The organism is Sphingomonas kyeonggiensis, assembly GCF_030812785.1.
Taxonomy (GTDB): Bacteria; Pseudomonadota; Alphaproteobacteria; order Sphingomonadales; family Sphingomonadaceae; genus Sphingomonas; species Sphingomonas kyeonggiensis_B.
This window is the reverse complement of the sequence record NZ_JAUSTJ010000003.1, coordinates 915,330-931,164: the sequence shown is the minus strand read 5'-3', so window position 1 is coordinate 931,164 and position 15,835 is coordinate 915,330. Positions and strand designations below refer to the sequence as shown.

The 15,835-nt window shown below is 67.5% G+C and carries 8 protein-coding genes; 7 read left to right on the top strand and 1 reads right to left on the bottom strand.

Annotated elements, in window-relative coordinates:
- The 7 genes from J2W22_RS21740 (at position 1) to J2W22_RS21710 (ending at position 15,223) form a co-directional block, all read left to right on the top strand.
- Entirely contained in the window at positions 1-2,586 is a 2,586-nt protein-coding gene (locus tag J2W22_RS21740; RefSeq protein ID WP_307120700.1) for a beta-mannosidase, read from the top strand.
- A complete protein-coding gene (locus J2W22_RS21735) occupies positions 2,587-5,154 on the top strand; it encodes a glycoside hydrolase family 3 C-terminal domain-containing protein (protein WP_307120364.1) in 2,568 nt (855 codons plus the stop codon). It abuts the gene before it with no gap.
- Positions 5,155-5,180: 26 nt separating this feature from the next.
- Positions 5,181-6,587 carry a glycoside hydrolase family 125 protein gene (locus tag J2W22_RS21730; RefSeq protein WP_373423017.1) on the top strand — a complete coding sequence of 469 codons (1,407 nt, stop codon included), beginning with the start codon at positions 5,181-5,183 and terminating at the stop codon, positions 6,585-6,587.
- Positions 6,584-8,908 (top strand): GH92 family glycosyl hydrolase, encoded by a 2,325-nt coding sequence (locus tag J2W22_RS21725; protein ID WP_307120363.1) that lies wholly within the window; start codon positions 6,584-6,586, stop codon positions 8,906-8,908. Before J2W22_RS21730 ends, J2W22_RS21725 begins: the two co-directional genes overlap by 4 nt.
- Positions 8,909-8,922: 14 nt before the next feature.
- Complete coding sequence (locus J2W22_RS21720) at positions 8,923-10,842, top strand: alpha-L-fucosidase (protein ID WP_307120362.1); 1,920 nt, start codon at positions 8,923-8,925, stop codon at positions 10,840-10,842.
- Positions 10,843-11,166: 324 nt separating this feature from the next.
- Positions 11,167-12,165: a N(4)-(beta-N-acetylglucosaminyl)-L-asparaginase gene (locus J2W22_RS21715; protein WP_307120361.1), complete on the top strand. Its 999-nt coding sequence runs from the start codon at positions 11,167-11,169 to the stop codon at positions 12,163-12,165.
- 34 nt (positions 12,166-12,199) lie between these two features.
- A complete protein-coding gene (locus J2W22_RS21710) occupies positions 12,200-15,223 on the top strand; it encodes a TonB-dependent receptor domain-containing protein (RefSeq protein ID WP_307120360.1) in 3,024 nt (1,007 codons plus the stop codon).
- Positions 15,224-15,301: 78 nt separating this feature from the next.
- Here J2W22_RS21710 and J2W22_RS21705 read toward each other — a convergent pair whose 3' ends face one another.
- Positions 15,302-15,817, bottom strand: a complete 516-nt coding sequence (locus J2W22_RS21705; RefSeq protein ID WP_307120359.1) for a hemerythrin domain-containing protein — start codon at positions 15,815-15,817, stop codon at positions 15,302-15,304.
- Positions 15,818-15,835 lie beyond the last annotated feature (18 nt).

Sequence of the window (15,835 nt, the reverse complement as noted above, 5' to 3'; positions counted from 1 at the left end):
ATGCGTACCCTTGCCCTGCTGCCTCTGCTCCTCGCCGGCACCGCCGCCTGGGCGGGCCCGCGCGACGCCGTCTCGCTCGACGGTGCGTGGGAAGTCCGGATCGATCCCGCCGATGCCGAAGCGGCGAAGACGCACCCCAGGGAAGCGAGCTGGTTCGCCGCGCGCGTGCCCGGCAGCGTCCAGCAGGACCTGATCGCCTCGGGCCGCGCGCCCGATCCGTTCAAGGGGATCAACCAGGCGCCGATCCAATGGGCCGGCCTCACCAACTGGCAGTTCCGCAAGGTGATCGAAGTCACCCCGGAAATGCTCAAGCGCGATCATCTCGACCTGGTGTTCGACGGTCTCGACACCTTCGCCACCGTCTCGCTCAACGGGCAGAAGCTGCTCACCACCGCCAACGCGCATCGCCGCTGGCGTATCGACGCCAAGTCTGCGCTCAGGCTCGGCCGCAACGAGCTGGTCATCGCGATCGCCTCGCCGATCCGCACGCTCCAGCCGATGGTGCTCGCCCAGGCCAATCCGCTGCCCGGCGAATATGATTCCGAGTTTGGCGACGAGCCCAAGGGCAAGCAGACCTCCCCCTACATCCGCAAGCCGAAATACCAGTATAGCTGGGACTGGGGTCCCCGCCTGGTCAATATCGGCATCTGGCGCCCTGCCCGGCTCGAGGCCTGGGACAATGCCCGGATCGACAATATGCGCGTCGACCAGGAAGCGCTGAACGATGCCGAGGCGCGGCTGGTCGCGCGCTATCGCATCGTGGCCGGCGCCAGCACCCGGCTCACGCTGCGTACCACCCTCACCGGCCCGGACGGCAAGACGCAGACGGTGTCGCGCAGCTTCGCCGTGGCGCCCGGCGTCAACGAAGTCAGCGTGCCGCTCACCGTCGCCTCCCCGCGTCGCTGGTGGCCGGTCGGCTATGGCGCACAGCCGATGTACGATGTCTCCGGCCAGCTCTCCGATCGCGACGGCAAGGCCGACAGCGTGACCCGCAAGACCGGCCTGCGCACCGTCGAGCTGATCCGCAAGGACGGCAGCTTCGGCTTCATGGTCAATGGCGTGCCTATCTTCGCCAAGGGCGCCAACCTGATCCCGTTCGACAATTTCCCCAGCCGCGTGCCCCGCGCGCAGATGCTGCACGTCCTGCAGAGCGCGCGGGATACCAACATGAACATGATCCGCGTCTGGGGCGGCGGCTATTATCTCGACGACGGTTTCTACGAGATCGCCGACGAGCTGGGGCTGATGATCTGGCAGGACTTCATGTTCGGCGGCTCGATCACGCCCCCCGATGCCGAGTTCCGCGACAATGTCCGCGTCGAGGCCGAGGATCAGGTCGAGCGGCTCCAGCCGCACCCCTCGGTGATCGCCTGGTCGGGCGGCAACGAGATCCTGGCCGGCTGGGATAACTGGTCCGATCGCAAGGCGTTCAAGAAGCGCGTCGGCGCCGACGAGCAGGAGCGGATCGGCGTGGGCATGGCGGTGCTGTTCGATCGCGTGCTGCGCGACGCCGTGATCACCCGCTCGCCCGGCACGCCCTATTGGAACAACTCGCCCGCCACGGACTATGAAGCGCCGACCGACACCGACAAGGATGGCGACCGCCATTTCTGGGACGTCTGGTCGGGCTCCAAGCCGGTCGAGCGCTATCTCGACAGCTGCCCGCGCTTCATGTCCGAATATGGCTTCCAGGCGATGCCGGACCTGTCCACGATCCGCGACTTCGCGGGCGACGGGCCGCTCGCGATCGACAGCCCGGTGCTCAAGGCGCACCAGCGCTTCCTCGCTGGCGAAGGCAATGCCCGGCTGCAGCTCTATCTCGACCAGCGGCTGCGCCCGGCAAAAGACTTTGCCGACCTGGTCTATCTGACCCAGGTCAACCAGGCCCAGGCGATCGACATGGCCGCGCGCCATCACCGTGCCTGCCGCCCGGTGACGATGGGCTCGCTCTACTGGCAGCTCAACGATACCTGGCCCGCCATCTCCTGGGCCAGCATCTCCTATGACGGCCAGTGGAAGCTGCTCCAGTACGCCGCCAGGCGCTTCTTCGCGCCCCAGGCGATCGTCACCGAACACAAGGACGGCGCCACCCGCGTCGCGCTGGTCTCCGACTCGACCAGGCCCATCGCCGCGGAATGGCGCATCCGTGCCTTCGACATGGCGGGCAAACCGCTCGGCGAGAAGGGCGGCAAGGTCACCCTCGCCCCGCTCGGCGCGCAGGAAGCCGCGAGCATCGCCGATGCCGACCTGTTCGCCGGTGCCGCGCCCTCGGCCAGCTATGCCGTAGCCGAGCTGCTGGTCGACGGCCGCAGCGTCTCGCGTACGATCGTCGAGCGCGCGCTGCCCAAGGACATGGCCTATCCCGCCCCCGGTCTGACGGCGAAGTGGGACGGCAGGCGCGTGACGATCACCGCCACCGCGCTCGCCCGCGCGGTCATGCTCGATTTCGGCGCCGCTGCGGCACAGCCAGCCGATGACGGCTTCGATCTTCTTCCCGGCGAAAGCGTCACGGTCGAGGTTCGTTCCGATTCCTCGGCCCAGACGCTGCAGAACGCCCTGACCTTGCGTACCCTAGGACCCCAGTAAATGATCCCGTTCCTGCTTCTCGCCGCCGCCGACCCAGACCCCGATGCGGTCGCCCGCGCGATCGCGACCATGACGGTCGAGGAAAAGGCCGCGCAGCTCCAGAGCACCGCGCCGGCCGACGTCCAGGCGGAAATCCCGGCCTATGACTGGTGGAACGAAGGCCTGCACGGCCTGGCCCGCAACGGCTATGCGACCGTCTTCCCCCAGGCGATCGGCCTGGCCGCGACCTGGGACGTCACGCTGATGAACCAGGTCGGCGACGTAGTCGCGACCGAGGCGCGCGCCAAGTTCAACGCCCGCCCGATCGGCGCCGACCGCCGCATCTATGAGGGGCTGACCATCTGGTCGCCCAACATCAACATCTTCCGCGATCCGCGCTGGGGCCGCGGCCAGGAAACCTATGGCGAGGATCCGTACCTCACCGGTCATCTCGGCGTCGCCTTCATCACGGGGCTACAGGGTCCGGACCCCAGATATCCCAAGGTGATCGCCACCCCGAAGCATTTCGCGGTGCATAGCGGCCCCGAAGCCGGGCGCGACGGCTTCGATGTCGACCCGAGCCCGCAGGACCTGGAATCGACCTATCTCCCCGCCTTCCGCCTCGCAGTGACCGAGGGCAAGGCGCGCTCGTTGATGTGCGCGTATAACTCGATCCACGGCACCCCGGCCTGCGCGCTGTCCGACCTGATGAACACGCGGCTGCGCACCGATTGGGGCTTCAACGGCTTCACCGTCTCCGACTGCGACGCCGTCGCCAACATCCACATGTTCCACCATTACAAGCTCGACGCGGCGGCGGCTTCGGCGGCGGCGATCAAGGGCGGCAACGACTTCAACTGCGGCAACACCTATGCCGCGCTGCCTCAGGCGCTGAAGCGCGGCCTGGTCAGCGAGGCCGAGATCGACACGGCGCTCACCCGCGCCCTCTCGGCCCGCCAGGCGCTCGGCACGCTCTTCGGTGCGACCAGCCCGTGGAACGGCATCAAGCCGAGCGAAGTCGGCACGCCTGCGCACCGCGCGCTGGCACTGGATGCGGCCCGCAAGGCGATCGTGCTGCTCAAGAACGATGCCGACCGCCTGCCGCTCAAGCCCGGTAGCCGAATCGCGGTGATCGGCGCCGATGCCGACGATCTCGGCGTGCTCGAAGGCAATTACCACGGCACCGCCCAGGCGCCGGTCACTCCGCTCGACGGCATCCGCCGCCAGTTCGGCGCGGCCAATGTCGTCTATGCCCAGGGCTCGGTGCTCGCCGACGGCGCGCCCGTCGTGATGCCCGAGACCGCGTTCGCCGCCGACGGAAAGCCGGGGCTCAAGGCCGAATACTTCGCCAGCCCGACGGTGACCGGCACGCCGGTCGTCACCCGCCAGGATCGCCGGATCGACTTCAACTACACCCGCGTCGCGCCGCTGCCCGAGCTCGATCCCAAAGGCTTCGCCGTCCGCTGGTCGGGCGAGATCGTGCCGCCGGGCCCGGGCCGCTACACGCTGGCGATAGACATCCCCGCCTGCTGGAAGGACTGCAAGACGCATGACAGCGTGCGGCTGTGGATCGATGGCAAGCCGCTGCATGAAGGCCTGCTCGGCAAGGGCCGCGTGGAACTTCCCTTCACCAGCGACGGCAACCGCCACGCCTTCCGCATGGAGATCGACCATGCCGGCGAGGACGAGGGCCTGCGCCTGCTATGGCTCCCGCCCGCCGAACCGCTGCTCGCCCAGGCAGTGACTGCCGCGAAGGACTCCGACGTCGTGGTGGCCGTGCTCGGCCTGTCGCCCGACCTCGAGGGCGAAGCGCTGCAGGTCACCGTGCCCGGTTTCGTCGGCGGCGACCGTACCGACATCGCCCTGCCCTTCGCCCAGCAACGCCTGCTCCAGGCGCTGCGCGATACCGGCAAGCCGGTGGTGCTGGTGCTGACCAGCGGCAGCGCCGTCTCGGTCGATCCCTCGCTGGCCGATGCGATCCTCGCCGCCTGGTATCCGGGCGAGAGCGGCGGCACCGCCATCGCCGAGACGCTCGCGGGCCTCAACAACCCGTCGGGCCGCCTGCCGGTCACCTTCTACAAGTCGACCAACGACCTGCCCGCCTTCATCGATTACGGCATGAAGGAGCGCACCTATCGCTTCTTCACCGGCACCCCGCTCTGGGGCTTCGGCCACGGCCTGAGCTACACCAGCTTCGCCTATGACCAGCTGACCGCCAAGGCAGGCAGCACCGCGGCTCCGGTCGATGTCACCGTGCGCGTGCGCAACAGCGGTGCGCGGCCGGGTGAGGAAGTGGTCCAGGCCTATCTGATTCCGCCGGCGAGCAAGGCGCGCGGCAACGGCATGACCACCCCGGTGCTCCAGCGCGCGCTGGTCGGCTTCCAGCGCATCGCGCTCAAGCCGGGCAAGGCGGGCACGCTGCGCTTCAGCCTCGATCCGCGCAGCATCAGCACCGTGTCGCGCGACGGCACCCGCCAGGTCGTCCCGGGCGCCTATCGCCTGTGGATCGGCGGCGGCCAGCCGGGCACCGCGCCGGGGCAATGGACCGACTTCACCCTCACCGGCGAAGCGCAGGAGCTGCCCAAGTGATCGCCAAGGGAATGGACCGCCGCACGATGATCGGCGCCGGCCTCGCGCTCGCCGCCACGCCGGCCCTTGCCCAAAAGGCGACCGGCTTCGCCAGCCACCGCCCCGCCCCTGCCGACCGCAAGTTCGTAAGCAAGTCGGTCGAGCGCGAGATCGTCCGCGTCTCGAAGAAGATCGGCGACACCAAGCTGCGCTGGATGTTCGGCAATTGCTATCCGAACACGCTCGATACCACCGTGGCGATGCGCACCGTCGACGGCGCGCCCGATGCGTTCGTGCGCACCGGCGACATCAACGCGCTGTGGCTGCGCGACAGCTCGGCCCAGGTGAAGCCGTATCTGCATCTGGCGAAAGAGGATGCCGATCTCCGCCGCCTCTATCACGGCCTGATCGCCCGGCAGTCGCGCTCGATCCTGCTCGATCCCTATGCCAATGCGTTCATGGAGGATCCCGCCGCCAGGACCAATCTGAGCTGGTCGCTCGACGATCGCTTCCCGCTCAAGCCCGGCGTGGCGGAGCGCAAATGGGAGATCGACTCGCTCTGCTATCCGATGCGCCTCGCGCATGGATACTGGCAGGCGACCGGCGACAAGACGCCGTTCGACGCGCGCTGGGCCGAAGCCGCGCGGCTGAGCATCGCGACCTTCCGCGAGCAGCAGCGGAAACATGGCAGGGGCCCGTACCGCTTCCAGCGCAAGAGCAACAACCCGACCGAATCGCTGATGCTCGACGGCTATGGCGCGCCCTCGCGTTCGGTCGGGCTGATCCATTGCGGCTTCCGCCCCTCCGATGACGCCTGCGTCTATCCTTTCCTGATCCCGTCCAACTATTTCGCGGTGACCGCACTGCGCGAGCTGGCGGTGGTCGCGAATGCTGCGCGCGGCGACACGGCGCTCGCCGCCAACGCCATCGCGCTGGCCGACGAAGTCGATGCGGCCCTTCGCCAATATGCCCGCATGCGCCTGCCCGATGGCCGCGAGGTGATCCCGTTCGAAGTCGACGGCTTCGGCAATACGCTCTTCATGGACGACGCCAACGTCCCCTCGCTCTCCAGCCTCGCCTATCTCGGCTGCTTCGCGGCGACCGACCCGCTGTGGCGCCGCACCGCCGATGCGGCGTGGAGCGAGAACAACCCCTATTGGTCGCGCGGCAAGGTCGTCGAAGGCATTGGCGGCCCGCATGTCGGGCTCGGCCAGGTCTGGCCGATGTCGCTGGTGATGCGCGCGCTCTCGTCCAGCGACGACACGACGATCCGCCAATGCCTGCGCATGATCCGCGACAGTGATGGCGGCACCGGCTTCATCCACGAGGCCGTCGACGACGACAATCCCGCAAAGTTCACCCGCGAATGGTTCGCCTGGGCCAATGGCCTGTTCGGCGAACTGATCGTCCACCTGGCCGATACCCGGCCCAATCTGCTGGCTGAGACGCTTTGACCCCTACCCGTCGCCAACTCCTCGCCTCGAGCGCCTTCGGCCTCGCCGCCTCCACGCTTCCCGCCATCGCTGCGCCGCGCGGCCGGCAGGCAACGCCGCCCAACCTGTTCATCGGCACCGGCGGCACCGGCCATACCTATCCCGGTGCCACCCTGCCCTTCGGCATGGTCCAGCTCAGCCCCGACACCGGTGTCGAGCGCTGGGAGACCTGCTCGGGCTATCACAAGACCGACACCTCGATCCTCGGCTTCTCGCACACCCATCTCTCGGGCACCGGCATCGGCGACATGCTCGACGTGCTGGTGGTACCGTCGGCAGGTCCGGTGCAGCTCCAGCCGGGCACGATCGAGAATCCCGATGCCGGCTATCGCCAGCGCTTCTCGGCCGAGCATGCCGAGCCCGGCTATTACCGGGTCGCGCTGGAAACCGGCGTCCAGGCCGAGCTGACCGTGACCGAGCGCACCGGCTGGCACCGCTACCGCTTCCCGGCGGGCAAGGGGCATGTGCTGGTAGACCTGTCGCACCTGATCCTCGACAAGTCGGACTCGCCGCCGCTGGTCGACGAGGCGCTGCTCGAGCTAGCGGCGGACGGCACCCTCAGTGGCACGCGCCGCGTGTTCCGCTGGGCCAAGGGCCGGCGAATCTTCTTCGCGATGCAGCTGTCGCGAAAGCCCGATCGGATCACCTTCATCGGCGACGGTGACGTTGCCCAGCCGGCGGGCGCCACCCGCATCGCGGGCAAGCGGCTCAAGGCCGTGCTCCATTATGACGATGCCGGCACCGCGCCGCTGGTCATCCGCTGCGGCATCTCCGCCGTCGACGCCGCGGGCGCCCGCGCCAATCTCGCCGCCGAGGCGAAGCATTGGGATTTCGACCGCATCCGCCGCGACGCCGCTGCTCTGTGGAGCAAGTCGCTCGGCAGCGTGAAGGTCGAGGGCGGCACGCCCGACCAGCGCACGATCCTCTCCTCTGCGCTCTACCACGCCCAGCTCGCGCCCACGCTCGTGTCGGACGTCGATGGCCGCTATCCCGGCATGGACGGCAAGACGCAGACCGTGCCCAAGGGCGGTGCCGCGTTCAGCACCTATTCGCTGTGGGACACCTATCGCGCGCTCCATCCGCTGCTCACCCTCGTCGCGCCGGATCAGACCAAACTGCTCGTCGACGACATGATCCGCCAGACCGCCCAGTCGCGCTTCGGCCCGCTGGTCTGGCCGCTGCAGGGGAAGGAAACCGGCACGATGATCGGCTGGCACGGCGTCGTCCCGCTTGCCGAGGCGCATGCCAAGGGTATCCCTGCCGACTATGCCGCGGCCTGGCCGGCGATCCGCAAGCGCAGCTTCGATTTCACCGCGCCCGACAAGGACAACAGCCTTGGCCGCGACCTGTACGACCGGCTCGGCTATGTCCCGGCGGACAAGGTGTTCGAGAGCGTCAGCCGGACGCAGGAATATGCCTATGACGACTGGGCCTCGGCCCGGCTCGCCCGCGCGGCCGGTGCTGTCGAAGATGCCGAGCGGCTGTACAAGCGCTCGGGCAACTGGCGCAACGTCATCGACGGGCAGATCGGCTTCGCCCGCCCGCGCTTCGAGAATGGCCAGTGGTGGAAGGACTATGACCCGATCCAGCTCGGCCACATGCCCAAGCCCTGGTGGCGCGACTATACCGAGGCCAATGGCTGGCAGGCGACCTTCCTCAACCAGCACGACATCTATGGCCTGATCGCGCATATGGGCGGCGACACCGCGTTCGAGGCGAAGCTCGACGCGCTGTTCACCGCACCCTCGACGCTGCCCGACAATGCGCCACCCGACATCTCCGGGCTGGTCGGCCAGTACGCCCATGGCAATGAGCCGGACCAACACGCCGCGTACCTGTACAGCTATGTCGGCGCGCCCTGGAAGACGCAGGCGATGATCCGCCGGCTGTGCACCGAGATGTACAAGAACGATCCCGACGGCATCATCGGCAATGACGATTGCGGCCAGATGAGCGCCTGGTTCGTGCTGTCCGCGCTCGGCTTCTACCCGGTCGACCCGGTCGAGGCCGCCTATGTCTTCGGCTCGCCGCTGTTCGAGCGCGCCGAGATGCAGCTGGGCAAGGGCCGCAAGCTGGTGGTCGAGGCGCCGGGCAACCGGGCAGATACCCCCTATGTCGCCGCGGTGACCTGGAACGGCCGTCCGTGGAGCAAGAGCTGGATCTCGCACCGCGAGCTGGCCGCCGGCGGCACGCTGCGCTTCACCATGTCCGCAAACCCGAACCGCGCCTTTGGCCGCGCGCTCGCTGACCGGCCGCCGTCGTTCGGCCGCAGCCCCGCCTGATCCCGGAGAGAATGATGACCGATCTGTCCCGGCGTACCCTGCTCGCCACCGGCCTTGCCGCCGGCACGCTGCCCGCAATTCCCGCCCAGGCCGAAGCGCGCGCCAATACGCCGAAGCCCTTCGGCGCCACGCCCAGCCCGCGCCAGTGGCGCTGGCACGGGCGCGAGCAGTACGCCTTCGTCCATTTCTCGATCAACACCTTCACCGACAAGGAATGGGGGTTCGGCGACGAGAGCCCGGCGCTGTTCAACCCGAGCGACTTCGACGCCGACCAGATCGTCGCCGCGGTCAAGGCCGGCGGGCTCGAGGGCCTGATCCTCACCGCCAAGCATCATGACGGCTTCTGCCTGTGGCCGACGATGCTCACCGAGCATTGCATCCGCAACAGCCCCTACAAGGGCGGCAAGGGCGACATCGTCCGCGAGATGGCCGATGCCTGCCGCCGCGCCAAGCTGCCCTTCGGCCTGTACCTGTCGCCCTGGGACCGGAACCATGCCGAATATGGCCGCCCGGCCTATGTCACCTATTACCGTGCCCAGCTGACCGAGCTGTGCACCCGTTATGGAGACCTGTTCGAAGTCTGGTTCGACGGCGCCAATGGCGGCGACGGCTATTATGGCGGCGCGCGCGAGGCGCGGAAGATCGATGCGCCGCGCTATTATGACTGGCCGTCGATCGTCGCGCTGGTCCACAAGCTGCAGCCCAATGCCTGCACCTTCGATCCGCTCGGCGCGGATATTCGCTGGGTCGGCAATGAGGATGGCATCGCCGGCGATCCCTGCTGGCCGACCATGCCGAACGAGCCCTATGACCAGAAGAACGGCAATGCCGGCGTGCGCGGCGGCGCGATCTGGTGGCCGGCCGAGACCGACGTCTCGATCCGCCCGGGCTGGTTCTACCATTCGGACGAGGACTCGAAGGTGAAGAGCCCCGAGCGGCTGATCCGCCTCTATGACGAGTCGGTCGGACGCGGGACCAACCTCAACCTCAACGTGCCGCCCGATCGCCGCGGCCGCATACCCGACCAGGACTTCAAGATCCTCAAGTCGTACGGCGACGCGATCCGCGCGACCTTCGCCAGGGACCTCGCCAGGGGTGCGGTGGCTCATGCCAGCGCCAGCCGCCCGGGCTTTGCGCCAGCCAAGGTGCTCGACGGCAATCGCGAGACCTATTGGACCGCGCCCGACAAGGTAACCACACCGGTCCTGACGCTCGACCTCAAGCCCGGCACCCGCTTCGACGTGATCCGGCTGCGCGAGTACCTCCCGCTCGGCGTGCGGGTGACGCGTTTCGCGGTCGATGCCGAGATCAATGGCAGCTGGCAGACTCTGGCGGAACACGAGTGCATCTCGGCCCAGCGCGTCATCCGCCTCCCCGCCCCGATCGCGCCGCGCCGCGTGCGGCTGCGGGTCCTCGAAGCGCCCGCCTGCCCGGCGATCAGCGAGTTCGCGCTGTTCGCCTCGGTCGCGCCGGTGCCGGTCCCCGCAATCGTCTCGACCGATCCGACCGTGCTCGACGTGACCAAATGGAAGGTCGTCGAGGCGAGCGCCCCCGGTGCCGAGAAGCTGCTCGACAATGAAGCCGGCACGATCTGGGTGCAGCCCAGCCCGACGCCGGCCGCTCCGGCGCGCGTCACCCTGGATCTCGGCGCGCCCACCGCGCTGGCGGGCTTCAGCCTCACGCCGTCGCGCCAAGTGATGACCGGCGCCGCGCCGCCCCGCGGCTATGCCGCCGAGACGAGCGTCGATGGGACCAATTGGGAACCGGCGACCACTGGCGAGTTCTCCAACATCGCCTATGCGCTCTCGACCCAGCGCATCGCCTTCACCCGCGTCCGCACCGCGCGCTACCTGCGCCTGACCTTCGCGGAAACCGCGGTCCCGGCCGGACGCCTGGCCATCGCCGGCATCGGCGGCTTCCTGCCCGCGCGCTGATCGCGCATGCCCGATCCTACCCCGGCCGCGCGCCGGGGCGGGATCGCCTGATGCCCTGGCCCCAGGCTGCGTCACCCCTTGATCGCAACAAATTCCCCCGTCGCCCGTTGGCGGCGAGGGGGGCGCTTGCCCTGCGCCCGCGCAGCCGGTGACGTAATTATGCAACTGGTATGCGAATTATCCGGAAACGATAACACCAAGTACGATTTTGGTATTGAAGTGATATTTCACCTATGACAATCCTACGACAAGGCAAGGACGTCTCCGTGACGATCCGAACCATCCGCGAACGTCCCCCGGCGCTCGCATTCGGGATTGGCTGTGATGGAAACTTCTCGTCGTGGAGCAATGGCACTTGGCGTGGGCGGAGCGGCGCTTGCCGCGACACCGCCGGTCCTCGCCCGACCGGGTGATCGCGCCCTGATCCTTTCTACCTGGGACTTCGGCGCCGCCGCCAATGACGCCGCCTTTGCGCAGTGGAAGAAGACCGGCAGCCTGCTCGACGCGGTCGAGGCCGGTGCTCGCGTTCCCGAGGCGGATCCCGAGAACCACTCGGTCGGCTATGGCGGCTATCCCGATCGCGACGGCCATGTGACGCTCGACGCGATCCTGATGGACGATCGCGGCAATGTCGGCGCTGTCGCCGCACTCGAGGATTTCATGCATCCGATCTCGGTCGCGCGCCGGGTGATGGAGAAGACCCCTCACACGTTCCTAGTCGGCGAAGGCGCCCGCCAGTTCGCGATCTCCGAAGGGTTCGAGCAGACCAAGCTGCTCACCCCCGAGGCCGAGGCGGCGTGGCGCGAATGGCTGAAGACCGCCAAGTACAAGCCGGTCGCCAACAGCGAGAACATGCGCGGCACCGCGCTCGACCATGACACGATCGGCATCGTCGCCTGCGGCCCCGACGGGCGGCTCGCCGGTGCCTGCACCACCTCGGGCATGGCGTTCAAGCTGCGCGGCCGGGTCGGCGATTCCCCGCAATCGGGCTCGGGCCTGTTCGTCGAGGCCGGCGTCGGCGCGGCGACCGCCACCGGCGTCGGCGAGGAAGTCACCCGCATCGCCGGCTCGGCCCGCGTGGTCTCGTCGATGCGCGCCGGCATGTCGCCCCAGGCCGCCTGCCGCGAGGCCGTGCTGCACATCGCCAAGCTCCGCGGAGACGCCGTGCGCGATGCGCAGGTCGGCTTCCTCGCCATCGATCATCATGGCCAGGTCGGCGCCTTCGCGCTCCAGCCCGGCTTCACCTTTGCTGTGACCGACCTTGCGGGACGAACGCAAATCCGGGCCTGCGAGAGCTTAAAGAAGCCCGCGGCCTCCAAGTGACCCTGACCCATTTCCTGATTTCTAGGGGGAAGTAATGAAGAAGTTGAATGCACTGCTGCTGAGTTCGACCTGTTTCGCAGTGCTGCTCGCGACGCCGGCAATGGCGCAGGAAGCACAGCAGGACACCGCCGAGGCGACCACCGCTTCGCAGGACAGCGGCGCGATCATCGTCACCGGCAGCCGTATCACCCGCCCGAACGCGGCGGCCGCCTCGCCGATCACCTCGGTCACCTCGGAAGCGATCCGCGCCCAGGCTGCGGTGAACATCGAGGAAGTGCTGAACCGCATCCCCTCGGTCGCCCCGGACAGCCAGCAGAACTATCAGGATTCGGACGGCCGCCAGCGTATCAAGCTGCGCAACCTCGGCTTCGAGCGCACTCTCATCCTGGTCGACGGCAAGCGCCTCGGCACGATGAACGGCCTCGACGCCAACATGATCCCGACCGCGCTGGTCTCGCGCGTCGACGTGCTGACCGGCGGCGCCTCGGCCGTCTATGGTTCGGACGCCGTCGCCGGCGTCGTCAACTTCATCCTCGACAACAACTTCGAGGGCATCCAGGCCAACGCCAACTATAATTTCTACGCGCACGAGAACAAGGCGGGCCTCGTCTCGCAGGTCGCCAAGAATTACGGCTTCGCCCAGCCCGCCCAGGGCCTGACCACCGATGGCGGCCGTGTCGACCTGTCGCTCACCGCCGGCAAGAAGTTCTTCGACGGCCGCATGCACGTCTCGGCCTATGTCGATTATCGCAAGGCGGACCTCGTCCCCTACAGCGCGCGCGAGACCTCGGGCTGCCAGCTGGTCGAAGGCACCAAGGACGGCCCGCTCAGCTGCTCGATCTCGAGCTATACCGGCTATGGCTATGTCTCGCCGCAGAGCGGCCCGAACGCCGGCAACGCCTATCTGAACAACCCGAACGGCACCCGCACCTTCGTGCCCTATTCGACGGCGCTCGCCGCGAACCCGTATGACGGCTACTCCTTCCAGCGCAAGAACGAGCGCTGGAATGCCGGCGGCTTCGCGTCGTTCGAGATCTCGGACGCCGCCGAAGTCTATGCCAATGCGATGTGGTTCCGCGACAAGTCGGCCAATGTCTATCCGGCCCGCGTCTACAGCTCGACCGCCTATTCGGACGGCCCCTATCAGGTCCGCTGCAACAACCCGTACATGTCAGCCGCCCAGTCGACCGCGATCTGCGGCGCCGCAGCGGGCACCAGCACCTTCGTGCCGATCGAGCTGCGCTACCGCTTTACCGGCGTGCCGGACCTCGAGGACCGCTACGTCAATGAGGGCCTGCGCATCACCGGCGGCGTCCGCGGCGAATTCGCCAAGGGCTGGAACTACGATATCGGCGGCGTCTACGCCCGCAACCAGCAGGACACCAGCTGGGCCGGCCCGCTCTATGACCGCGTCAACAACGCGCTCAACGTCGTCAGCAACAATGGCGTGATCAGCTGCGTCAACGACGTCGCGAACGGCTGCGTGCCCTTCGATCCGTTCAGCGCCAACTCGGCGACCAACAACTCGACGCTGTACAATTATCTGGTCGCCGGCACCTACGGCACCTCGACCACGACCAACACGCTCTACAACGGCATCGCCACCATCCAGGGCGATCTCGGCACCTATGGCATCAAGAGCCCCTGGGCGGACCAGGGCTTGGCGATCGCGTTCGGCGTCGAATATCGCGAGGACCAGCTGAAGAGCCACGCCGACCAGATCTGGCGCGAGACGGTCAGCAACGATGCCGATCGCTACCTCGCCCAGCACGTCTGGGAAGGCAATGTCGAGCTCCAGGCGCCGATCATCGAGCACAAGCCCTTCGCCGATCTGCTCCAGTTCAACGGCGCGTATCGCCTGTCCAAGTACAGCAGCAATCCGGACACCTTCTCGACCTGGAAGGCCGAGGCGGTCTGGGCGCCGATCCAGGACATCACCTTCCGCGCCTCGATCAACCGCGCCCAGCGCGCGCCGACCGTGGTGGAGAGCTTCCAGGGCTCGAACACCAGCTACGGCCGGATCACCACCGCCTATAACGACATCTGCGCACCGACCATCGTCAGCACCTCGATCGATCCGGTCACCGGCCAGCCGGTCAATGTCTATGGCGCCCCGGTCGGCTCGCGCGAGGCGTGCCGCGCCACCGGCCTGGCCGACAATCTCTACGGCAGCGCAACCCTGCTCTGCCCGACCGATGTCGGCTGCACCTATCGCGCCGGCGGCTTCACCGTCGATCCGGAGACCGCCTACACCAAGACCTTCGGCGTGGTGCTGAAGCCGCGCTTCCTGCCGGGCCTGGTGCTCTCGGCCGATCGCTTCCTGATCGATCTCAACCAGTCGATCGGCTACAACGACTATGCCTATTTCTCGCAGGGCTGCGTCCAGACCGCCGATCCGTTCTTCTGCAGCATGTTCGTCCGCAACACGAACGGCACGCTGTCGAGCGATCCGACTGCAAACCCGACCACCGGCTTCATCCGCCAGGGCACGACCAACTACTACAAGAGCAAGTCGCATGGCTGGGACTTCCAGGGCCAGTATGCGCTGCAGCTCGGCGGTGCCGGTCGCCTGGACTTCGACTTCGCCGGCACGCTGACCACCCTGGCCGGCGCGCAGGACGCGTCGTTCCTCGCCGAGCGTAACTGCGTGGGCTATTATGGCGGCGCCGGCTGCGGCCAGTTCATCGCCAAGTGGACGCACAACCTGCGCGGCACCTGGACCACGGCGGACCAGTTCTTCAGCGCCTCGCTGAACTGGCGCCACCTTGGCCCGCTGACCCGCACCTCCAACTCCGGCGAGACCAGCCTCGGCGCGGATGCCAGCTCGGTGCGGAGCACCTTCTACCGGATCGACGCCTATGATTACTTCGATCTGGCGCTGAACTTCCGCGTCCAGAAGGGCTTCTCGTTCCGCATCGCGGCGAACAACATCCTCGACAAGACGCCGCCGGTGATGCCGAATTCCTACGACATCGGCCTGTCGCGCGCGAACACGATCTCCGCGCGCTACGACTCGCTCGGCCGTCAGATCGCTTTCGGCACGACCATCAATTTCTGATCCGACTCTTCGTCAGAAAACCGGGCCCGCTTTCTCTGGAAAGCGGGCCCTTTTCTTTGCCTGCTGAAACGCTTTCGGTCAGGCCGGCTGCAGCCGGACCGCCTTGGGCTCGGCCGGCGGCAGCCCGCCCGCTTCCTCCTGGGCCATCAGTTCCTGCTTGCGCGCGAGCATCCGGTCGCGCAGCGCCACCAGATCGACCTCCTCGACCTTGCGGCACTGGGCGAACATGCCCTCGCCGCGCATCTCCTCCTCATGGACGTGATGCGTGATCTCCTCCGACAGCACCTTGACCTTGGCGTCGTAGAAATCGTCCTCGGGGCTGCCCGCCTCGATATCGTTGATCAGCACCTTTGCGCCGTCATGCTCGACATAGGCCTCGTCCAGCGTGTCGTCCTCGATCTTGCCGCGATACGCAGGGTAGAAGATCTCCTCCTCGAGCATCGTATGGATCTTGAGCTCGACGCAGATCCGGTGGGCGAGCTTCTTCTTCGCCGCCGATCCCGTGGTCTTCTCATATTGCTCGAACAGTGCCTCGACCGCGCGGTGGTCGGCCTTCAGCAACGCGATCGCATCGGTAAACTCCTGGTCGGCCATGGAAATTCTCCGTGTTTG

What these genes read in the sequence shown, in the direction of transcription:
- J2W22_RS21740 (WP_307120700.1), top strand. Translation starts at nt 1, where the DNA reads ATGCGTACCCTTGCCCTGCTGCCTCTGCTCCTCGCCGGCACCGCCGCC.
- J2W22_RS21735 (WP_307120364.1), top strand. Translation starts at nt 2,587, where the DNA reads ATGATCCCGTTCCTGCTTCTCGCCGCCGCCGACCCAGACCCCGATGCG.
- J2W22_RS21730 (WP_373423017.1), top strand. Translation starts at nt 5,181, where the DNA reads ATGATCGGCGCCGGCCTCGCGCTCGCCGCCACGCCGGCCCTTGCCCAA.
- J2W22_RS21720 (WP_307120362.1), top strand. Translation starts at nt 8,923, where the DNA reads ATGACCGATCTGTCCCGGCGTACCCTGCTCGCCACCGGCCTTGCCGCC.
- J2W22_RS21715 (WP_307120361.1), top strand. Translation starts at nt 11,167, where the DNA reads ATGGAAACTTCTCGTCGTGGAGCAATGGCACTTGGCGTGGGCGGAGCG.
- J2W22_RS21710 (WP_307120360.1), top strand. Translation starts at nt 12,200, where the DNA reads ATGAAGAAGTTGAATGCACTGCTGCTGAGTTCGACCTGTTTCGCAGTG.
- J2W22_RS21705 (WP_307120359.1), bottom strand. Translation starts at nt 15,817, where the DNA reads ATGGCCGACCAGGAGTTTACCGATGCGATCGCGTTGCTGAAGGCCGAC.